Raw genomic sequence first — 17,981 nt, forward strand, 5'->3', positions numbered from 1 at the left:
GACATCCCCCTGCTTACGAAAAAAAGTCCTGCTTAATAAATGCGACATATCATCACATTTATTAAGCAGGACTCACACAATTACCATCCGGCACATGCTATTCTGTTTTATTATAAATTCATCGCCAACCTACCACAGTGACTTGTCGCTAACCGTCAAACCTTTAAAGCCGCAGCCTTTGATCTTGTCCATCATCTTCCGGTCACGGATAAAACCACCGGCCAATAAGGGAATTTTGGCCACCGTCATCAGTTTTTGATAACAATCCAGGGCCATCACTGCCGGTAGCAGCTCAGCGCCGTCAACCCGGGAACAATCTATGATTTTAAGGGCTGTCTCAAACGAGCGTGAATCATGCAGAAAAAATCGTTGAAAGGTTACCAGACCGCATTGTTTGGCCATCCCCAGCTTGCCACTGTCGGTTGACATCACCCCATCGACATGATAATAGTTTTTTAATAGCTTCATGCCAACCTGGTCTTTGCCAAAACCACCCAGTAATTCCAGATTAACCAGGGCTTTTTTATCCTTAGCGTGAACCAGCTTGACCAGCTCCTGGAGATTGGCAATATGGGCTTCGGTCAGTAAAATAACCTGGGCCTCGCTGTTTAGGGCAATTTCCAGATCACCCAAGCGACGAATCGAAGGGATCACCTGAAATTCTGAAAAATCAATCCAACTCATTTGCTCTCCTCATTGTCTAGATCATAGCACAAGGGGAATAAAACCGTCAACTTTTTTTTAAGCGGCGACCCTGATTGAGTGGCATAATTTCCTGGCGCTACTTATCGCTTAAAAACTCCCGGACAATCGTTTTGTAAATAAGCGGCTGTTCAATATGATGGAGATGGGCCGCACCGGGAATCACCGCCATCGCCCCCTGGGGAAAGGCCATTTGAAAATCCTTCACCATTTTGACCCCGGCTTCATCGTTGTCGCCACAGGTCAAGAGCACCGGCACCGGGATTTCGTGTAGCCGGGGCATCAGGTCAAACTGTTTGAGTTTACCGTTAACCGTGAATTCGCTGGGGCCCCACATCGGTAGATAAACATCCATATTCAGTTTACCAAATGATGCCATCACGCTATCCGGCCAGGGCTCCAGGCGACAGAGGTATTTTTGGTAATAAACGCCAGTGGCCATCTCATAGTCGGCACCAAACTGCTGATTTTTTTCGGCGGCAACGATGATCTTTTGGATCGCTTCGGGCAGGTTGGAAATGTTTTCGATGGCACATTCCTCCCACAGCGGGGTGCTCAGATAGGGCGCCGAAAGAATCAGCGCAGTAACAAACTGCGGCTTTTTATCCAGCATATAGGCAACACTGAGCCCACACCCCCAGGACAACCCCAATAAAATCACCTTGCTGAGCTGCAAGCCCTGAATCACCGCATCAAGCTCGGAGACGAAGTACTCCATGCAATAATCATCGGGCTGATCAGCTTTGTCCGAGTTTCCGCAGCCCAATTGGTCATAAAAATAGACCGGCCGCTCGTCACTGAAGTCAGCCAGCACGTCCGGGATACTTAAAAATCCCGGCCCCCCATGAACCACCAGTAGCGGCGTCTGCTGTAACGACTCGCCATAAGCGGAATACCAGATTTTCTTGCCCTGATAATTGATATAATCTTCTCTCATCATAATTCTCCTCAATTCTATTTTGTGTTTATCCTGGAAAAAGGTCTTGCGTTTGATAGCTGTTTTAGGCTTTTACTTACGCATTACCCGTTTTTTTTATCATACTAACAATTTGAGCTATCAATCCCATCGCTTAATGGCGTATTTTTGGTCATTTTCATTCTACGCCTTTACAATCCCGTGAAAGGATTATACATTATAGCCATATCAATTTTATAATTAATAGAGGTGTAAACATGAGCCATTCATACGATGATAATGATTATCGTAGACATGATCACCATCATGGTGTCGTCGGAAGTATTTTAGATTTCATTGAAGATGAAGATGCCTTGAAAGCGGGCCTGAATCAGTCGCAGACTGCTGTTCATCAGGACACCATGGTTTGCAGTCACTGCAAAATGGTGATTCCTTCGCACTCCAAATTTTGCCCGGAATGCGGGTTCAAACAAACTGAAGCCCTGCACTGCAGCAACTGTGGTACGATCCTGGCCGCCGACTCGAAATTCTGCTTAAACTGCGGTCAGAAAGTCAGTCCCTAAATGCGATTTCCGCAAGCTGCAATTGTCTGACCGCACTGATCTAAGCCTTAACAGCAAACAGACCTGAAAAGCCACTCCGTATTTTCAGGTCTTGTTTTGGTTCTGAAAATAGATAAGGGATTTTGTCATCATGTGTTCAAGTCCGCAGGGTCGCCACGATCCGATCCTTGTTCAACAGCAAATCAAGCGCATCCAATGGGCTATTTACAGCGATATCCGCTGCTAGCAGGGACTTCACACAACAGCCTTCTTCTCCCATCACCACAATCGCCAGTTGACTGACCGCAAACATTTCCCGATCATTGTTGCCATTGCCGATGGCAACATTGGTCGCACCGCCAAGCGCCTCAACAAAGGCCTTTTTCTTTTGGGCAATATTGTCCCTGGTAAAAATCTCAATCGTCACCGGCAGATCACCGCATTGCTCACGTACCAACCCAAAGGTATCGGCAGTGAGAATATGCACCTCTACCAATTCCGCCAAAGCCACCAACCGTTCTTTGAGCCCCGCCACCAGATAGCCATCGACCGCCAGGGTGCCATTATAATCAAAGGTCACATGTTCGACCACCATGGTCTCATGACCAGGAATTTCCAGATTAATCATTTTTCACCTCGTTGTTTTCGTTATCTACATTTAAAACAATCACCGTCACCGCTTTCTTTTGGCAGTCTTTTTTGAGTCGGTTACACATAACCTGATAAGCTGCGGGGTTGAGTCCCCGGGGTGGGGGATTGACGATGATCAGTTTAGGCCGCCGGATCCGGGCCATGCCATACTCCAGCCGGATGTATTCGGCTTCGCTGAGATCGATGATCCGGGTTTTCAGTTTATCATCAAGCCCCATCATTTTAGCCACCATACTGAGATTTACCCGGTTTTCCCGGAGCTGGAGCAATAGCCTCATCAGCACCGTGCTGACCCGGGTTCTGGCCTGCCGCAGCTGAGGGTGCTCAAAGATAACGGCATACTCCTGCCGCCGTAATCGCTTTAACTGCTCCGGTTTGTCGCAGGTAAAGGTGATCCGGTTAAAAATCAACCGTTCGTTGGGTTCCAACGACAGACCTGATATCTTTTTTAGAAAAGCATTCTTGTCAGTCTGGGAGCCAAAGGTTTTTTCCTTAAAACCGTTTTTTTCGACCGCAAAGATCCGCTGGCCACCTTTACGGATCTGCAGCAACGAAAAATCCCGGTAACTGTCCAGCGACTGTCCAGATTTTTTAAACAAATCCAGCATCGCCAGGGTCATCTCATTGACCAGCGCAAAATCTTCCAGTGAAAAGACCCCGTCCAGCTTGTTGACCAATTCCAGGGCGCCAAATACATCAGCTTCATCAATCCCCAGCGGCACCGCAATCTCGGAGGTGATGGTCAGGCCCAAGACCCGGTTCAAACTAGCAACTGGCAGCCGATAATGTCGGGAATCTCTGATATACAGTGGCAATCCCTCAAAAACGGATTGGGCGGCAATCCCCTGGCCTGGCCGCAGTTTCAGCTGATAGAGATCCTCCGCCCCGGGACTCTTAATAATCAGCGGATAAATAAAAGGGCCCCGGTCATCTTCATCCTTTAACCAGATTATCGCCACCCGGGCTTCGGTGACCAGCAGGATCTCGTCCAGGGTGGTGCTGAACAGCCGCGGCAGCGAGGTGATTTCGGAAAGTTTTTCCTGAAAGCGGGCCATGCATTCGTCATGAGTCAGTCGCTTTTCGGCGGCATAGTCATGAAACAGCCGGGATTTCAGCTGGCTGGCGGTTTCCCGGATAACCCGGGCCCCTTCGAGATTTCCAAATTCGTCAAATTTCACCTCAGCAAAGCCGTGAATATCAATAAAACGCCGGGATGCATAGCGATTAAGGGGGGCCGTCCGGCTGATATAAGAAACATAACTGGCCTTGCGGGTGGGATCATTCTGATGAACAATGTACTCAAAACGGTCCGTCTTCAGAGCTTCCTTCTGAGTATCATTCATGGTATACCAGCAGTAGGGCTGGGCGTTAACACAGTAGGCCCGGGTGTTTTGGTCAAGGCGGTTGATATAAACATAGGTCGCCAGATTGCCGCCTTTGGAATGTCCCAGGATATTGCGTTCACCGAGGATTCCGGCCATGTAATGGTCGTAAAAGTTCATGGCCTGATGATGGTGTGAAGTAACCACACCCAGCGAGGCAATCAGGCATCCGCCCCAGTCCAACACAATGCTACTGGGATACATCTGCTCGCAGCCACTGAAAACTACAGCCCCATTATTGTCCTGGTCAGCCAGGGCGAGGCCCACAAAGCTGGTTTTATTTTTGTCAGTCGTGTTGCCAAAGCGGCCATAATTATCATTGACATAACCCGTTATCACAACGTCATCAAGATTCTCACTGGATGCAAAGATTCGTTTAAAATGAGCCTGCCGGCGTTTTTTATATTGATAGCCATTTGCTGAACAGCTGATAAAGCCAGGATACACCGAGTAACCACAGTATTCCACCAGGTCGATATACTCGTCCAGCTTCATCGGGGCTTCACGGCTAATCCGGTTTTTGTGCTCCGGCGGTAAATGAAAATAAACCAGTTCCAGTAACAGATATTTTTCCACATCCAGCAGGTTGCTCATTTTTAGGCTCATGATATTCCTCTTTTCATTGCTTATTGTCAAATGATATCATAATCAGTTTCGGAATAAAAGACGTGATTGCCTCGTCTCAACATAAATTAATTTAATTTTTTTTAATATATGTTGCATTTGCAACTGACAAAAGAGCTGATATGTAGTATCATTACGTCATCGTCAGTGATACTACCACTGATAGCCCAAAAACCCATCACCCAAACTGCGGAATTTTTTATGAATACGATTAAAGTTTGTAAAGACAAAAAATTGTAAGCTTTTAAGAATAAAGGGTTATAAGGCAATGTTTCTGGGTAGACTATAAGTAGTTGTGCTATTGCATGGTTATTTCCCGTTAATTCGGGTTAACAGATAAAATATTTTACGAGAGAGGTAAAAAGATGAAAGATATGTTTTGTTTTCAATGTGAACAAACGGCCAAAGGAACGGGATGTGAGGTCAGCGGTGTCTGTGGTAAAACACCTGTCGTTGCCGGCGATCAGGATAAGTTAGTCGGTGCCTGTATTGGACTGGCCAAAGCCGTTCAAAAAACGGCTGCCACCGAAGCCACTGATGCATGTATTAAAAAAGCCCTGTTTACCACGGTTACTAATGTTAGCTTCGATGACGAAAGCATCAAAGCGATGGTCGCCTGTGTCGACAAAATGAAAGCGGATCTTGATCCAACCGCTGAAGATTATGACATGGCCCAATTATGGGACGACAACGAAGACATCCGTTCTTTAAAAACCCTGATCCTGTTAGGGATAAAAGGGGTTGCGGCCTATGCTCATCATGCCGAAATACTTGGTTACAAAGACGCTGACGTTGATGCTTTCTTCTATCAAGCTTTAGCTGCTGTAGGCTCTGACTTAGGGATGGATACACTGCTACCACTGGTGCTTAAAACTGGAGAAATCAATTTAAAAGTAATGGCGCTGCTTGACAAAGCCAACACCGAAACCTACGGCACCCCAGTCCCCACCGAAGTGCCATTAACCATTGAAAAAGGACCATTTATCATCATTACCGGTCATGATTTACATGATTTGAAATTATTACTGGAACAAACCGAAGGAAAAGGCATCAATATTTACACCCACGGTGAAATGTTACCTGCCCATGCTTATCCAGAACTCAAAAAACATGCCCACTTAAAAGGAAACTTCGGAACCGCATGGCAGAATCAACAAAAAGAATTTGCTGATGTTCCAGCACCAGTTCTGTTCACTACCAACTGCATTATGCCAGTAAAAGAAAGCTATTCAGACCGTATTTTCACCACTGATGTGGTTCAATACCCCGGAATGATCCATGTTGGCAAAGAAAAAGACTTTGCTCCTGTGATTGCCAAAGCGCTGGAACTGGGCGGATATCCGGAAGACAAAGCCATGACTGGAATCAACGGCGGTAACAAAGTCCTGACCGGATTTGGCCGGGGTACGGTGCTGGGCGTAGCGGATAAGGTCATCGACGCTGTTAAAGCCGGCGCCATCAAACACTTCTTCCTGGTTGGCGGATGTGACGGTGCGAAACCAGGCCGTAACTACTACACCGATTTCGTTAAACAAACTCCTGACGACACCGTTGTCCTGACCCTGGCCTGTGGCAAATACCGCTTCAACGACCTGGATCTGGGCACCATCGGCGGCTTGCCACGACTGATGGATATGGGCCAATGTAATGATGCTTACTCAGCGATTATGGTTGCGGTTGCCCTGGCTGAAGCCTTCGACTGTGGCGTCAACGAACTGCCGCTGTCGATGGTATTGTCCTGGTACGAACAAAAAGCGGTTTGTATCCTGTTGACCCTGCTGCACCTCGGCATTAAAAACATCTTATTGGGACCATCATTACCAGCCTTTGTTTCACCAAACGTATTAAACGTCCTGGTTGAAAACTACAATATCGGACCCATCTCAACACCAGAAGCTGACCTGGCAAAATGTCTGGGTCAAGCTTAATCTAAACGCAACTGCGTTGACGGTACCATCACGGAGTTCTGAGGCTATCGTACCGACCAATTGTTAATCTGTTGTTCGCTGCGGAATCGGACAGGCGATGCCGTGTCCGCTCCGATGCGTACAACATGATATAACAATTGTCGGTACTGGTGTAACGCTGCACTTATACAACTTGGCACACTGATGGTACCTGTTGTACCTGTTTGACAACACATCTAAATACTTACCAATTTTTAACATCTTCTAACCAATAAAAAGTCTGTCAAAAATCCCCTAAAAAGGACTTTTGACAGACTTCAGTTTTACTGCAACAATTACCAAAAATTTGAAGGAGGACTTGTTTATGGGTTACCAAACAACCACAGCGAAAATGAATGCAATTTTTGCTGCCCTGTCAAAAGACTATGTTATCTATGCCCCCAAACGGTTTGTGGGCGATGGCACCTTTGTCCATATCGACACTATCCGTTACGGCCAAATCACCGATCTTGCTGAAATTGAATTCGCTGAAAAATCTAACTATTCGTTTAAAGAGGTCTTGCTCCCCATTTCTGAAACCCTGTTTTACTTTACCGAAAATGAAATGAAAGAAGCGGATGCTCCCAAGAAAGGTGCCATTGTTTTCTTGCGAAGCTGTGATCTCCACGGGCTGAAACGGATGGATACCATTTATCTGGAAAACGGTGCCGTCGACACCTATTACAAACGGCTCCGGGACAATACCAAATTTATTCTAATGGGCTGCGAAAACTCCTTTGAAAATTGTTTCTGTGTGTCCATGGGCACCCAGACCAGTGATGATTATGACGCTTATCTTAAAGTAACTGGCGAAACCGTACTGGTGGACAGCCATTGGGATGCTCTCGACGCTGCCCTGGCTGGAGCAACTCCAGCCTCGGTCATTCCGGATTCGGTCACCGCCAATGAGACGGTGGTGACAATTCCCGAAACGGTTCCCCAAACCCTGTTTGATGACCCCTTCTGGGAGGATTACGGCAATCGTTGCATTGCCTGCGGCCGCTGTAATTTTGTCTGTCCCACCTGTACCTGTTTCACCATGCAGGACATCTTCTACACCGACAACGGCAAAGCTGGCGAACGGCGGCGGGTTTGGGCATCCTGTCATATCGATGGTTATACCGATATGGCCGGCGGTCATGCCTTTCGAAACGACAAGGGTCAACGGATGCGTTTTAAGGTACTGCACAAGGTCAACGACTATAAACGGCGCTTCGGCACCCATATGTGTATCGGCTGCGGTCGCTGCGACGATGTCTGTCCCGAATATATTTCTTTTGCCAATTGCATCAATAAGCTCAACACCCTAGTCAATGACACCGCAAAGGAGGAAAACTAAATGGCTGAACTTAATCCTTATATTCCTTTTCTTTCGGAAATCACTGAAGTGATCAAACACACCGAAATCGAATATACCTTCCGGATGACCTACACTGGTGATGTCAAACCGGGTCAGTTTTTTGAGGTATCCCTACCGAAGTTCGGGGAAGCACCAATTTCAGTCAGCGGTATCGGTGATGGCACCGTCGATCTGACCATCCGTAAAGTCGGCAAGGTTACCGATGAGATCTTTGAAAATTATGTGGGTGACACCCTGTTCTTACGGGGGCCCTATGGCAATGGTTTTGATATCGAGAACTACAAGGGCAAAGAAATTCTGCTGGTGGCCGGCGGTACCGGTCTTTCCCCGGTTAAAGGGATTGTTGATTATTTCTCGGCCCATCCGAACGACTGCAAAAGCTTTACCCTGCTGGTGGGCTTTAAATCCCCCAAGGATATGCTCTTCAAGAAAGACTTTGAAGAGTGGGAAAAGAACATCAAGGTGGTCCTCACCGTTGATTACCCGGATGATGACTATTCCGGCAATTGCGGCCTGGTCACCCATTATATTCCCGAGCTGCTGGTCAAAGACCTTAAAGAAGCCGTCGGCATCGTCGTTGGTCCACCGGTCATGATGAAATGCGTCATCAGTGATCTGCTGGCCAAGGGCTTTTTCGAAGAAAACCTGTGGATCTCCCAGGAACGAAAAATGTGTTGTGGCATCGGTAAATGCGGCCACTGTAAAATTGATGATACCTATATTTGTCTGGACGGCCCGGTATTTAATTACACCAAGGGAAAATTTTTAAAGGATTAGGAGGAGCGCCATGTTAGATCTGAATACCAAGAAGATAAAGAAGAATGCCTATCGCATCACCAAGGTTCGTGGGGAAACCGCTTCCCGAATCCGGGTTCCCGGGGGACTGTTAACCGCCGAGCTGCTGCCATTGATCCAGAACATCGCCCAAACCTATGGTAATGGCAAGATCCATTTAACCACCCGTCAGGGCTTTGAAATCCCGGGGATTAAATACGGGGACATCGACACCGTCAATGCCCTACTGCAGCCGATTATCGAAAAGCTGGAAATCAATCAGGAAATCCCCGGCAAGGGTTATACCTCCGCCGGTACCCGGAATGTTTCGGCCTGCATCGGCAGCAATGTCTGTCCTTTTGCCACCTATAACACCACCAATTTTGCCAAGCGGATGGAGAAGGAAATCTTCCCCAACGATCTGCATTTCAAGGTGGCCTTCACCGGCTGTGCCAATGACTGCATCAAAACCCGGATGCATGATTTTGGGATCATCGGTATGACTGAACCCCAATATGAAAAAGAACGTTGTATGGGCTGTCAGGCCTGCGTCAAGGCCTGCAAGAAAAAATCGGTGGATGCTTTGTCGGTGGAAAACTACCGGATTGTCCGCAACACTGAAAAATGTGTGGGCTGCGGCGAATGTGTCATCAACTGCCCCACCCGGGCCTGGACCCGCAGCCCGGAAACCTACTACCGACTGGTGATCATGGGTCGTACCGGCAAACGGAATCCCCGGCTGGCTGAAGACTTCCTGGTCTGGGCCACTGAAGATGCGATTATCAAAATTGTCAAAAACACCTACGGTTTTGTGACCAATTACATCGACCGGGATGCTCCTGGCGGCAAAGAACACATCGGCTACATCATTGACCGCACCGGTTTTGAAGAATTTAAAAAATGGGCCATGGATGGCGTGGAACTGGATTCCCGCACCATCGTCAAAAACCCCGTTTACTGGAGCGGCATACACTATGTCTGATTTTTAATGATCGAACAAAAACCGACCTCCAAAAGTTAGATTTTTTGTCTAACTTTTGGGGGTCGGTTCAGTTCACGATTAAGTCGTTTTTTATATTATGTTCTTATTATTCACAAATCCATTTCTAAGCTTTGGCGATTTGTTTGCCAAAGTCAATGGCCAGTTCCTGTTGGGCGGTGTCCGGGTTCCACTGATTGCGGATGCCCTCGTTGATGATTTCAAAGCCGGCACCGGTCAGCCATTCATTTAATACCTTGGTGGACTCGCCGCTCCAGCCGTAACAGCCAAAGGCGGCGGCTTTTTTATTTTTAAACTTCAGCTCTTTCATCAGGTGAACAAAACCAGCAATGGAATGAAGAATACTGCCGCCGATGGTCGGTGAGCCAATCAACACCGTTTTTGATTTAAAGACCTCGGTGATCAGATCATTCTCATCGCTTTTGGCCAGGTTGAAGACCTTCACTTCGACATCCGGGTCGGTCAGACCGATGCCCTCAGCTATTTTTTCAGCCAGGGTTTTGGTGCCGTTCCACATCGTGTCGTAGATAATGGTAATCTGATTTTCCTGATAATCTCCGGCCCACTGGGCATATTTCTCAACGATCTGCATCGGGTTGTCGTTCCAGATCACGCCATGGCTGGTGGCAATGATATCAATGGTCAGATTGAAGGCAATAATTTCGTCCAGTTTTTTCCGCAGGATGGCACTGAACGGGGTGAGAATATTGGCATAATATTTCATCGCTTCTTTGTACAAGTCACATTGATCAACCAGGTTATTAGACAATCTTTCGGTGGCATAATGCTGGCCAAAGGCGTCATTACTGAATAGTATATTGTCCCCTGTCATATAGGTAGCCATACTGTCCGGCCAGTGGAGCATCTTCATTTCCACAAAAATCAGTTCTTTGCCATTACCCAGATCCAGCTTGTCCCCGGTTTTAACCACCTGGAAGTTCCAGTCCTGATGATACTGACCCTTTAACGATTTAACTGCGTTTTCGGTACAGTAAATCGGTACATCGGGAATTTTCTCCATCAGTGCTGGTAAGGCCCCGCTGTGGTCAACTTCCCCATGGTTGGCCACAATATAGTCGATCTCACTCAAGTCAATGACCTGGGCGAGATTTTCAACAAACTCTTTGGCATAGGGCATCCACACCGTGTCAATTAATACCGTTTTTTCTTCTTGAATCAAATAGGAATTGTAGGTGGAACCATGATTGGTTGAAAATTCATTGCCATGAAACTGCTGCAGTTCCCAATCCACTTTACCAACCCAGCTAACATTGTTTTTGATTAATTTCTTCATCATTTTCCCTCTCATACACTACTAAATTCACAAAACCTTACGCTTAAAAATATCCTTTAATGATATCTACCCGGAATTCTTATAAATAATCGGTTGTTTTACCCAACCTGTGGATAAAAAAACACCGATATTACAACCAATCACTGTAATACCGGTGTTTTAAATTATTTCAAATGCTTAGCAAGCCATTTTTGACTGCAGTTTTGATGGCAGCACTTTTACCATTTACTTCGAGTTTTTTATAGACATTCTGGAGATGGGTTTTTACCGTGCCCGGAGCAATAAAAAGCCGATTGGCGATTTCTTCACGCTTTAACCCCCTGGCGGTCAGCAGTAACACTTCGTGTTCCCGTTGGGTCAGCGTTACCCGGAACAATTCGCCATTTTTCAGACTCTGACAATAGCTTTCGCTCAGTGACACCAGTTTGTGGCGATATGGGTCCTCCGGGTGCTCGGCCGCCGACGCTTTGAGCATTGGCAAAAGCTGCGGTGCATTCTCCACAAAAGGCATGATAATCCCGTCCGGCTGTGCTTCGGTGAGCACCCGGTTAAGGACTTTTTGCCCAGCTCCCAGGCCGTTAAGATGGTATTTGGCAATGGCGTCAAAAATGCCGTTATGAATAAAGCCCAACTGGTTATGATAGAGCGAAAAATACTCCCCAAAGCTTTCAACCAGTACCTCAAGCTTGACAAAATTCCGGGAGGCCACAACCGCCTTGCCATAAACCAGATAATTAAAGGCCACCCCCTGATAAAACAGATCCGCCGTGGTCATATTGCCGATCTGGAGCCAAAAGGGAATTTTTTCCACCTGATCCAGGCAGGCATAAATATAACCCTTACAAATATCCAGTGTGGTGTTGAAAACAGGGTTTTTGACGGCCAGAATTTCTTTTTCCAATTCCCGGAAGCGATTCAGGGCGTCATTGATATACCCCTGAAAAATCTCCAGCCGAATTAAATTAAAGTTGGCGCAAATGATAATTCTGTACTGCTCTTTGGTTCGGGCTTTATAAATCGCCTTGTCACTGTTTATTTGCGCCTCGGTCCAGTTGCCGGTTTCCAGAGCAAATTCAGCCCTGGCCAGGTGTTCTGAACCGGTGCCATTGCCGTTGGCATAGCGGGGGTAAACTGGAAATTTCTTGATCACCAGGGCGGCGGTTTTTTCGAAGGCCCCCGGATCCCTGAAATAATTGTAAAGTAAATGGGGCGAGCCAAAGGTAAACTCATTATCCCGCTGCATAATGTAGGACTGCTCCCCATTTAGCAGCTCAATGATCAGATCATTCCGGGCAGTGGACGCTTCGACATGATTAAAGAGGGTGAACTTGCGGACAATATTAAGCTCCGCCAAAATCCGGTTTTTATCAGGTCGGGTGTGATCATCCAAAGCGGTAAAATACTGCTCCAATTCGGCCAGCTGTTGGCAGCAGACCGCCGCCGTTTCGTCATTTCCCCGCAGCAGCGAAACCAGAATATGCTGCAAATAGGCCAGCGGGTATTGATGCAGCACTGCGATCGGGGTTTTGGCAAACAGCTCCCCGGCGCCATCAAATTCAGCCAACTCATTGCGGATATTTTCGGGATTATTTAAATGCTCAAGGATGCGCCGATCGGCGCCGGCCTGATAAAAATAACGATAAGCTTTGGGAAACTCCTGGTGGATCAGATACCATTCCCCCAACCGATAATACACCATCTGTCGTTGTTCTGGGGAAAACCGCTGTCTGGTTCGCAAAAAATCCAGCAGCACATGATGAATCTGATAGCTTTTATTGATCTCATCAAAATAAATAAAGGAGTTTTCCTTTTTCAGATGACCAAGAATCACGCCAGCCTTGGCTTCGCTGGTAATAAACCGGGCCTGTTCTTCGGTAAAGGCGTCCATCACCGACAGTTGAATCAGAAAATCCTGGATGGTGTTGTCATAACCGGAAAAAATGGTTTGATTGATCAGCTCTTCAATGGTCATATTCATTCCCACTGGAATCCCCTGCTCCAGTCCAAGCAGCAGCATATAGGTCAGGGTTATCCAGCCGCCGGCATAGTCGTTTACTTGCTGTACATCTTTTTCAGAAATGGTGTCCATCATCATCAGGCAATAATCCCGGACTTCTGCCTCGGTGAATTTGAGCAGATCCTGATTGATCAATTGACAATATCCTTTGGCCACCAGTTCGGCGCTGTTTAAATGAACCGTATTGCGGGTGATCAGGATCAGAGTAAAATTTTCGATCCCCTCCGAAACAATCAGCGCCACCAGGCGATTCAGCGGTTCGCTATTGGTCAAGTGATAGTCATCCAACACCAGAATAATTTTCTCATCACTAACCATGTCCGACAGCACCGAAATTACCTGATCCATCTGCGGGACATCCACCGGAAAGCCCAGCTGTTTCAGGGTCTCGCCACTGGCTTGATCGATCCGGCTAACTGCGGTGGCAAATTTGTGCCAGTAATAATCAATAAACCCCGTCTCCGGCTGAAATGTGATCCAGATCGGCTGATGCCCCGCTGCTTTAAGAAAATTCCGGACTGCCGTTGTTTTTCCGTAACCCATGGGCGCTTCGACGATGGTCAACGGATAATCAAAAAGATTGGCCAATATTTTATTGATGCGTTCTCGCTGTAAAAATTGTATTTTCACGAATGTCTCATTTCATTGTGTGATTTTATTTTCGATCAGGCAAATTATAACTACCGATTAATTTATTATAGCCGGATTTTTTACATCTGTTAAGTTTTTTTTGAGGACATCGTTTATTATTGGCATTAACCTTCTATATTGATGATCGCATCAGCCCAGTCCTCATAAAAAGAGGATTCATGGGAGACCAGAATCAGACTGCCAGTCCATTTGATCAGCTCTTTTTTTAACACCTCTTTGGCATCGGCATCGAGGTGGTTGGTCGGCTCATCAAGGATTAAAAAATTGGCCGGTGTCAGCATCAGGATGCAGATTTTAACCTTGGCCTGTTCCCCACCGCTAAGGGTGTCGACGCTCTGAAGCATACTTTTGGCCTTTAAACCACACTGGGCCAGATAGCGCCGCAACTGACTCTGAGACAGTTTGGGATAAGCATCGGAGACCACCTGAATGGGGGTCAGGGTGGGATTATCCCAGTTGAGATCCTGTTCAAAATAGGCGACCTTGATATTGTCGGCAAATTTAAATTTGCCGACAATCGCCGGGATCTGCTTGATCAGGGTTTTAAGCAGGGTGGATTTGCCAATCCCGTTAAACCCGGTAATCACGGTTTTCTGACCTGACTCGATTTTAAAATTAAGTTTAGATAGCAGCGGATAATCATAGCCAATTTCCAGATCTTTGGCACTCAAAGAACGTTGGGCCGAAATGTGCAATGCGTTAAAGCGGAAATTGGGTTTGGGCACCAGTTCCGGTGGTGGCAGCCGATCAATTTTATCCAATTGCTTCTGCCGGCTTTTGGCCATACTGGCGGTGGCAGCCCGGGCTTTGTTTTTGGAAATATAGTCTTCAAATTTCTTGATCTCTTTTTTCTGGGCCTCAAATTCCCGGATATAACTTTCCCGTCTGAGACCTTTCAGCTCAATGAACTTTGAAATATTACCGCTGTATTTTTTAATGGTGCAGAATTCGATGTCACAGACACAGGTGGTAATCTTGTCCAGGAAATCAAAGTCATGGGAGATCACCAGAAAGGTGCCCTCATAGGTTTTTAAATAATCGGTGAGCCAGGTCACATGCTCCTTGTCCAGAAAGTTGGTGGGTTCATCCAGCAGCAGCACATTGGGTTCTTCCAGCAGCAGCTTGGCCAGAATGACCTTGGCCCGCTGCCCGCCGCTGAGCGTCTCCAGAATGGTGTCCATCCCCAAAGCGGTAATTCCCAAACCGTCAGCAATTTTTAAAACACGGCTTTCCAGTTCGTAAAAGCCCGAGTTTTCCAGTAGGCTCTGCAGATCTGCGGCCCGGTTCATGGTTTTTTCACTACAGTCGGTAGCCATGTTTTCATAAATTCTGGTCAACTGGGCTTCGGTTTCGTAGAGCTCATGAAACGATGTTTTCAGATAGTCAAACACCGTAATATCCTGATCAATCTGGGCATGCTGATCCAGATATCCGACCTTAATACCCTTTTGCCAGCGAATCTCCCCACCATCGGGAATGATTTCACCAATTAAGGTATTTAACAAAGTGGTCTTGCCAGTACCATTGCGTCCGACAATCCCCATGTGCTCACCTTTGAACAGTTCAAAGGAAGCCTCTTGATATAAAATTTTATCACCAAACGAATGTGATAAATTGATAACGTCCAATAGTCCCATTTTTTTCTCCTTTAAAAATTCACAAAATAAAAACAGAGAGTCACCCTTATACTGACTCTCTGTCATTATAAAAGGCCATAACGAGCATTGCGTTATGGCCTTAAAACTTTTTGTATGGCTATCGGTTTAGGCGCAGTAAAACAAAGTATAGCATGCTATAGCCTATAATCAAACAAATAACGTAGTACCGACAATTGTTATATCATGTTGTTTGCATCAGAGCGGACACGGCGATAGCCTGTCCGAGTCTGCAGGAAACAACAGATTAACAATTGGTCGGTACGGGAGTTTGCCAATAAACTCTAGTAAACTGCTATCCTATCAAGCGCTTAGACCGATGAGAATAAAAGTTTTACACTTTATCTTTAGGCTCTAAACAATGTCTCATCGATAATCCCATTGTCAGAGCTGCTTCAATTGTTAAAATCATCATCTCATACCTTTCAGTTACTGTTATTAGTGTAGCAAAATTGCCTGGACTTGTCAAATGGCAGAAAAAACCAGCGCCATTCATCTTAAACGACACTGGTTTTCTGAAAGTATTGTGATTATATCTACATCAGCTTGCTGATATTTTTGGTAAAGGCCACCACATCGTCCAGTGGCAAGCCAGCAATCAGGCGGGCCTGATTATAAAGCAGTTCGGTGTATAGGGCAAACTGGGCATCATCGGTTTCATAGAAAGCTTTCAGTTTTTCATAAACCGGATGGTTTTTGTTGATTTCCAGGACTTTTTTGGCTTTCACATCGCCGCCCTGAGGCATAGTGTTTAAGGTCATTTCCATTTCAATGGACAGATCCCCTTCGGTGGAAAGATAAGCCACGTCATCTTTTAAATGAGCGGTGGTTTTTACCTTGACTACCTCATCACCAATCAGTTCTTTCATTTTTGCCAGCAGTTTTTCATCCACTTCGGAAGTCTGCTCTGCTTCGTCTTTCTGATCTTCATCCGGCGCTTCCAGGCCCAGATTCTGGCTGGATACGGAACGGAATTCTTTTTCTCCGTATTGTCTTAAAGTCTGGGTAACAAACTCATCAATGGTTTCGGTTAAATAGAGGATCTCATAATCTTTGTCCTTGATGATCGAAACCTGAGGCAGTTTTTCCAGCTGACTGACCGATGAACCGGTGGCGTAGTAGATGTATTTCTGGTCTTCCGGCATCCGCTCCACGTATTCCTTGAGGGTCACCATCTTGCCTTCTTTGGATGAATAGAAGAGCAGGAAGTCCTGAAGTTTTTCCTTGTCCTGACCCCATTTATCATAGGTTCCCACTTTGATCTGATTACCAAAGGCTTTAAAGAATTTTTCATAGGTTTCCCGATCGTTTTCCTGCATTTTCTTCAGTTCTTCGGAGATTCGGGAATCGATTTTACGGCTGATCAGACGCAGCTGACGATCCTGCTGGAGCATTTCCCGGGAAATATTCAGGGAAATATCTTCCGAATCTACTACCCCTTTGACAAAGCTGAAGTAATCCGGCAGCAGCTCACTGCATTTTTCCATAATCAGCACGCCATTGGAATAAAGCTCCAGACCTTTTTCATAGTCCCGGGTGTAGTAATCAAATGGTGCCTGGCCGGGAATATACAGAATCGCCTTGTAGCTCATAGCCCCTTCAATGCTTAGGTGAACATGGGCCAGCGGAGCATCAAAGCCCAGTCGTTTGTCATGATAAAAATTGTTGTAGTCTTCATCAGTTAATTCATTTTTATTTTTGCGCCAGATCGGGATCATTGAGTTTAGCACATCATCCGACAGATAGGTTTCATATTCCGGCTTGTCGCTTTCTTTGGTTTCTTCTTTAATGCGGCTGTTTTCAACCACCATTTTAATGGGGTAGCGGATAAAGTTGGAGTAATGTTCCACTAAATGACGAATCCGGTAGGGCTCCAGATAATCATCGTAGTTGTTGTCTTCGGTATTTTCTTTGAGATGCAGGGTAATTTTAGAACCATGGGTTTTGCGGGTTCCCGGTTCGATGGTATAACCGTCAGCCCCTTCTGAAACCCATAAATAAGACTGCTCGGAATCAACCGCCCTGGTTTCCACGATAACCTTATCAGCCACCATAAAAGCCGAATAGAAACCGACCCCAAACTGACCGATGATGTCAAAGTCTTCTTCCATTTCCTGTTCGCTTTTGAAATCGCTGGAGCCGCTTTTGGCAATGGTCCCCAGATTATCGTCCAGTTCTGCTTCGGTCATCCCGATCCCGGTGTCTTCAATGGTCAGGGTGCGGTTGTCCTTGTCGGGATGAATCCGGATATAGTAGTCGTCTTTATTAAAGGTTTTATCTTTGTCGGTTAATGTTTTGTAGTAAACCTTGTCGATGGCATCCGATGCATTTGATATCAATTCTCGGAGAAAAATTTCTTTATTGGTATAAATCGAATTGATCATCAAATCCATCAGACGTTTGGATTCTGATTTAAACTGCTTCTTTTCCATAACATACCTCTTCTTCATTTTGTATATTGTTAGCA

General features: G+C 46.2%; 13 protein-coding genes. 5 read left to right on the top strand and 8 right to left on the bottom strand.

Annotated elements, in window-relative coordinates; genetic code table 11:
• Nucleotides 1-129: 129 nt before the first annotated feature.
• Both BI182_RS08125 and BI182_RS08130 read right to left on the bottom strand, forming a co-directional pair.
• Nucleotides 130-684, bottom strand: coding sequence for a glycerol-3-phosphate responsive antiterminator (locus BI182_RS08125; protein ID WP_070369812.1), 555 nt, complete (start codon nt 682-684; stop codon nt 130-132).
• 97 nt (nt 685-781) lie between these two features.
• Nucleotides 782-1,639, bottom strand: coding sequence for a proline iminopeptidase-family hydrolase (locus tag BI182_RS08130; protein ID WP_286806762.1), 858 nt, complete (start codon nt 1,637-1,639; stop codon nt 782-784).
• A gap of 236 nt (nt 1,640-1,875) precedes the next feature.
• On the opposite strand from BI182_RS08130, the gene BI182_RS08135 reads away from it, so the two are divergent.
• Nucleotides 1,876-2,181, top strand: coding sequence for a zinc ribbon domain-containing protein (locus BI182_RS08135; protein ID WP_148636497.1), 306 nt, complete (start codon nt 1,876-1,878; stop codon nt 2,179-2,181).
• A gap of 136 nt (nt 2,182-2,317) precedes the next feature.
• Here the strand turns inward: BI182_RS08135 and BI182_RS08140 are convergent, their stop codons facing one another.
• A complete protein-coding gene (locus BI182_RS08140; RefSeq protein ID WP_070369809.1) occupies nt 2,318-2,788 on the bottom strand; it encodes an HAD family hydrolase in 471 nt (156 codons plus the stop codon).
• Entirely contained in the window at nt 2,781-4,799 is a 2,019-nt protein-coding gene (locus BI182_RS08145; RefSeq protein ID WP_070369808.1) for a GAF domain-containing protein, read from the bottom strand. The genes BI182_RS08140 and BI182_RS08145 overlap by 8 nt, the downstream gene beginning before the upstream one ends.
• Nucleotides 4,800-5,182: 383 nt before the next feature.
• Here BI182_RS08145 and hcp point away from each other — a divergent pair, with 383 nt between their 5' ends.
• From hcp to asrC, 4 genes are all read left to right on the top strand, one after another.
• Nucleotides 5,183-6,745 carry a hydroxylamine reductase gene (hcp, locus tag BI182_RS08150; RefSeq protein ID WP_286806767.1) on the top strand — a complete coding sequence of 521 codons (1,563 nt, stop codon included), beginning with the start codon at nt 5,183-5,185 and terminating at the stop codon, nt 6,743-6,745.
• A gap of 343 nt (nt 6,746-7,088) precedes the next feature.
• On the top strand, nt 7,089-8,102 hold the full coding sequence (gene asrA / locus BI182_RS08155) for an anaerobic sulfite reductase subunit AsrA (protein WP_286806769.1): 1,014 nt from the start codon (nt 7,089-7,091) through the stop codon (nt 8,100-8,102).
• The gene (asrB, locus tag BI182_RS08160; protein ID WP_228883521.1) at nt 8,103-8,900 is read left to right on the top strand and encodes an anaerobic sulfite reductase subunit AsrB; all 798 of its coding nucleotides are present in this window, start codon (nt 8,103-8,105) and stop codon (nt 8,898-8,900) included. It abuts the gene before it with no gap.
• A 10-nt stretch (nt 8,901-8,910) separates the two neighbouring features.
• Entirely contained in the window at nt 8,911-9,879 is a 969-nt protein-coding gene (gene asrC / locus BI182_RS08165; RefSeq protein WP_286806772.1) for a sulfite reductase subunit C, read from the top strand.
• Between the two features lie 124 nt (nt 9,880-10,003).
• Here the strand turns inward: asrC and BI182_RS08170 are convergent, their stop codons facing one another.
• From BI182_RS08170 to htpG, 4 genes are all read right to left on the bottom strand, one after another.
• Nucleotides 10,004-11,191, bottom strand: coding sequence for an anaerobic nitric oxide reductase flavorubredoxin (locus BI182_RS08170; RefSeq protein ID WP_286806794.1), 1,188 nt, complete (start codon nt 11,189-11,191; stop codon nt 10,004-10,006).
• 169 nt (nt 11,192-11,360) lie between these two features.
• Nucleotides 11,361-13,838, bottom strand: a complete 2,478-nt coding sequence (locus BI182_RS08175; RefSeq protein ID WP_286806774.1) for a LuxR C-terminal-related transcriptional regulator — start codon at nt 13,836-13,838, stop codon at nt 11,361-11,363.
• Between the two features lie 125 nt (nt 13,839-13,963).
• Entirely contained in the window at nt 13,964-15,496 is a 1,533-nt protein-coding gene (locus BI182_RS08180; protein WP_286806776.1) for an ABC-F family ATP-binding cassette domain-containing protein, read from the bottom strand.
• A 554-nt stretch (nt 15,497-16,050) separates the two neighbouring features.
• Nucleotides 16,051-17,946, bottom strand: a complete 1,896-nt coding sequence (htpG, locus tag BI182_RS08185; RefSeq protein ID WP_286806778.1) for a molecular chaperone HtpG — start codon at nt 17,944-17,946, stop codon at nt 16,051-16,053.
• Between the last annotated feature and the right edge of the window lie 35 nt (nt 17,947-17,981).

Source organism: Acetobacterium sp. MES1 (assembly GCF_002237635.1).
Classification (GTDB): domain Bacteria; phylum Bacillota; class Clostridia; order Eubacteriales; family Eubacteriaceae; genus Acetobacterium; species Acetobacterium wieringae.

Bases quoted from the DNA above. Each gene is read 5' to 3' on its own strand.
- BI182_RS08125 (WP_070369812.1), bottom strand. From the start codon at position 684: ATGAGTTGGATTGATTTTTCAGAATTTCAGGTGATCCCTTCGATTCGT.
- BI182_RS08130 (WP_286806762.1), bottom strand. From the start codon at position 1,639: ATGAGAGAAGATTATATCAATTATCAGGGCAAGAAAATCTGGTATTCC.
- BI182_RS08135 (WP_148636497.1), top strand. From the start codon at position 1,876: ATGAGCCATTCATACGATGATAATGATTATCGTAGACATGATCACCAT.
- BI182_RS08140 (WP_070369809.1), bottom strand. From the start codon at position 2,788: ATGATTAATCTGGAAATTCCTGGTCATGAGACCATGGTGGTCGAACAT.
- BI182_RS08145 (WP_070369808.1), bottom strand. From the start codon at position 4,799: ATGAGCCTAAAAATGAGCAACCTGCTGGATGTGGAAAAATATCTGTTA.
- hcp (WP_286806767.1), top strand. From the start codon at position 5,183: ATGAAAGATATGTTTTGTTTTCAATGTGAACAAACGGCCAAAGGAACG.
- asrA (WP_286806769.1), top strand. From the start codon at position 7,089: ATGGGTTACCAAACAACCACAGCGAAAATGAATGCAATTTTTGCTGCC.
- asrB (WP_228883521.1), top strand. From the start codon at position 8,103: ATGGCTGAACTTAATCCTTATATTCCTTTTCTTTCGGAAATCACTGAA.
- asrC (WP_286806772.1), top strand. From the start codon at position 8,911: ATGTTAGATCTGAATACCAAGAAGATAAAGAAGAATGCCTATCGCATC.
- BI182_RS08170 (WP_286806794.1), bottom strand. From the start codon at position 11,191: ATGAAGAAATTAATCAAAAACAATGTTAGCTGGGTTGGTAAAGTGGAT.
- BI182_RS08180 (WP_286806776.1), bottom strand. From the start codon at position 15,496: ATGGGACTATTGGACGTTATCAATTTATCACATTCGTTTGGTGATAAA.
- htpG (WP_286806778.1), bottom strand. From the start codon at position 17,946: ATGGAAAAGAAGCAGTTTAAATCAGAATCCAAACGTCTGATGGATTTG.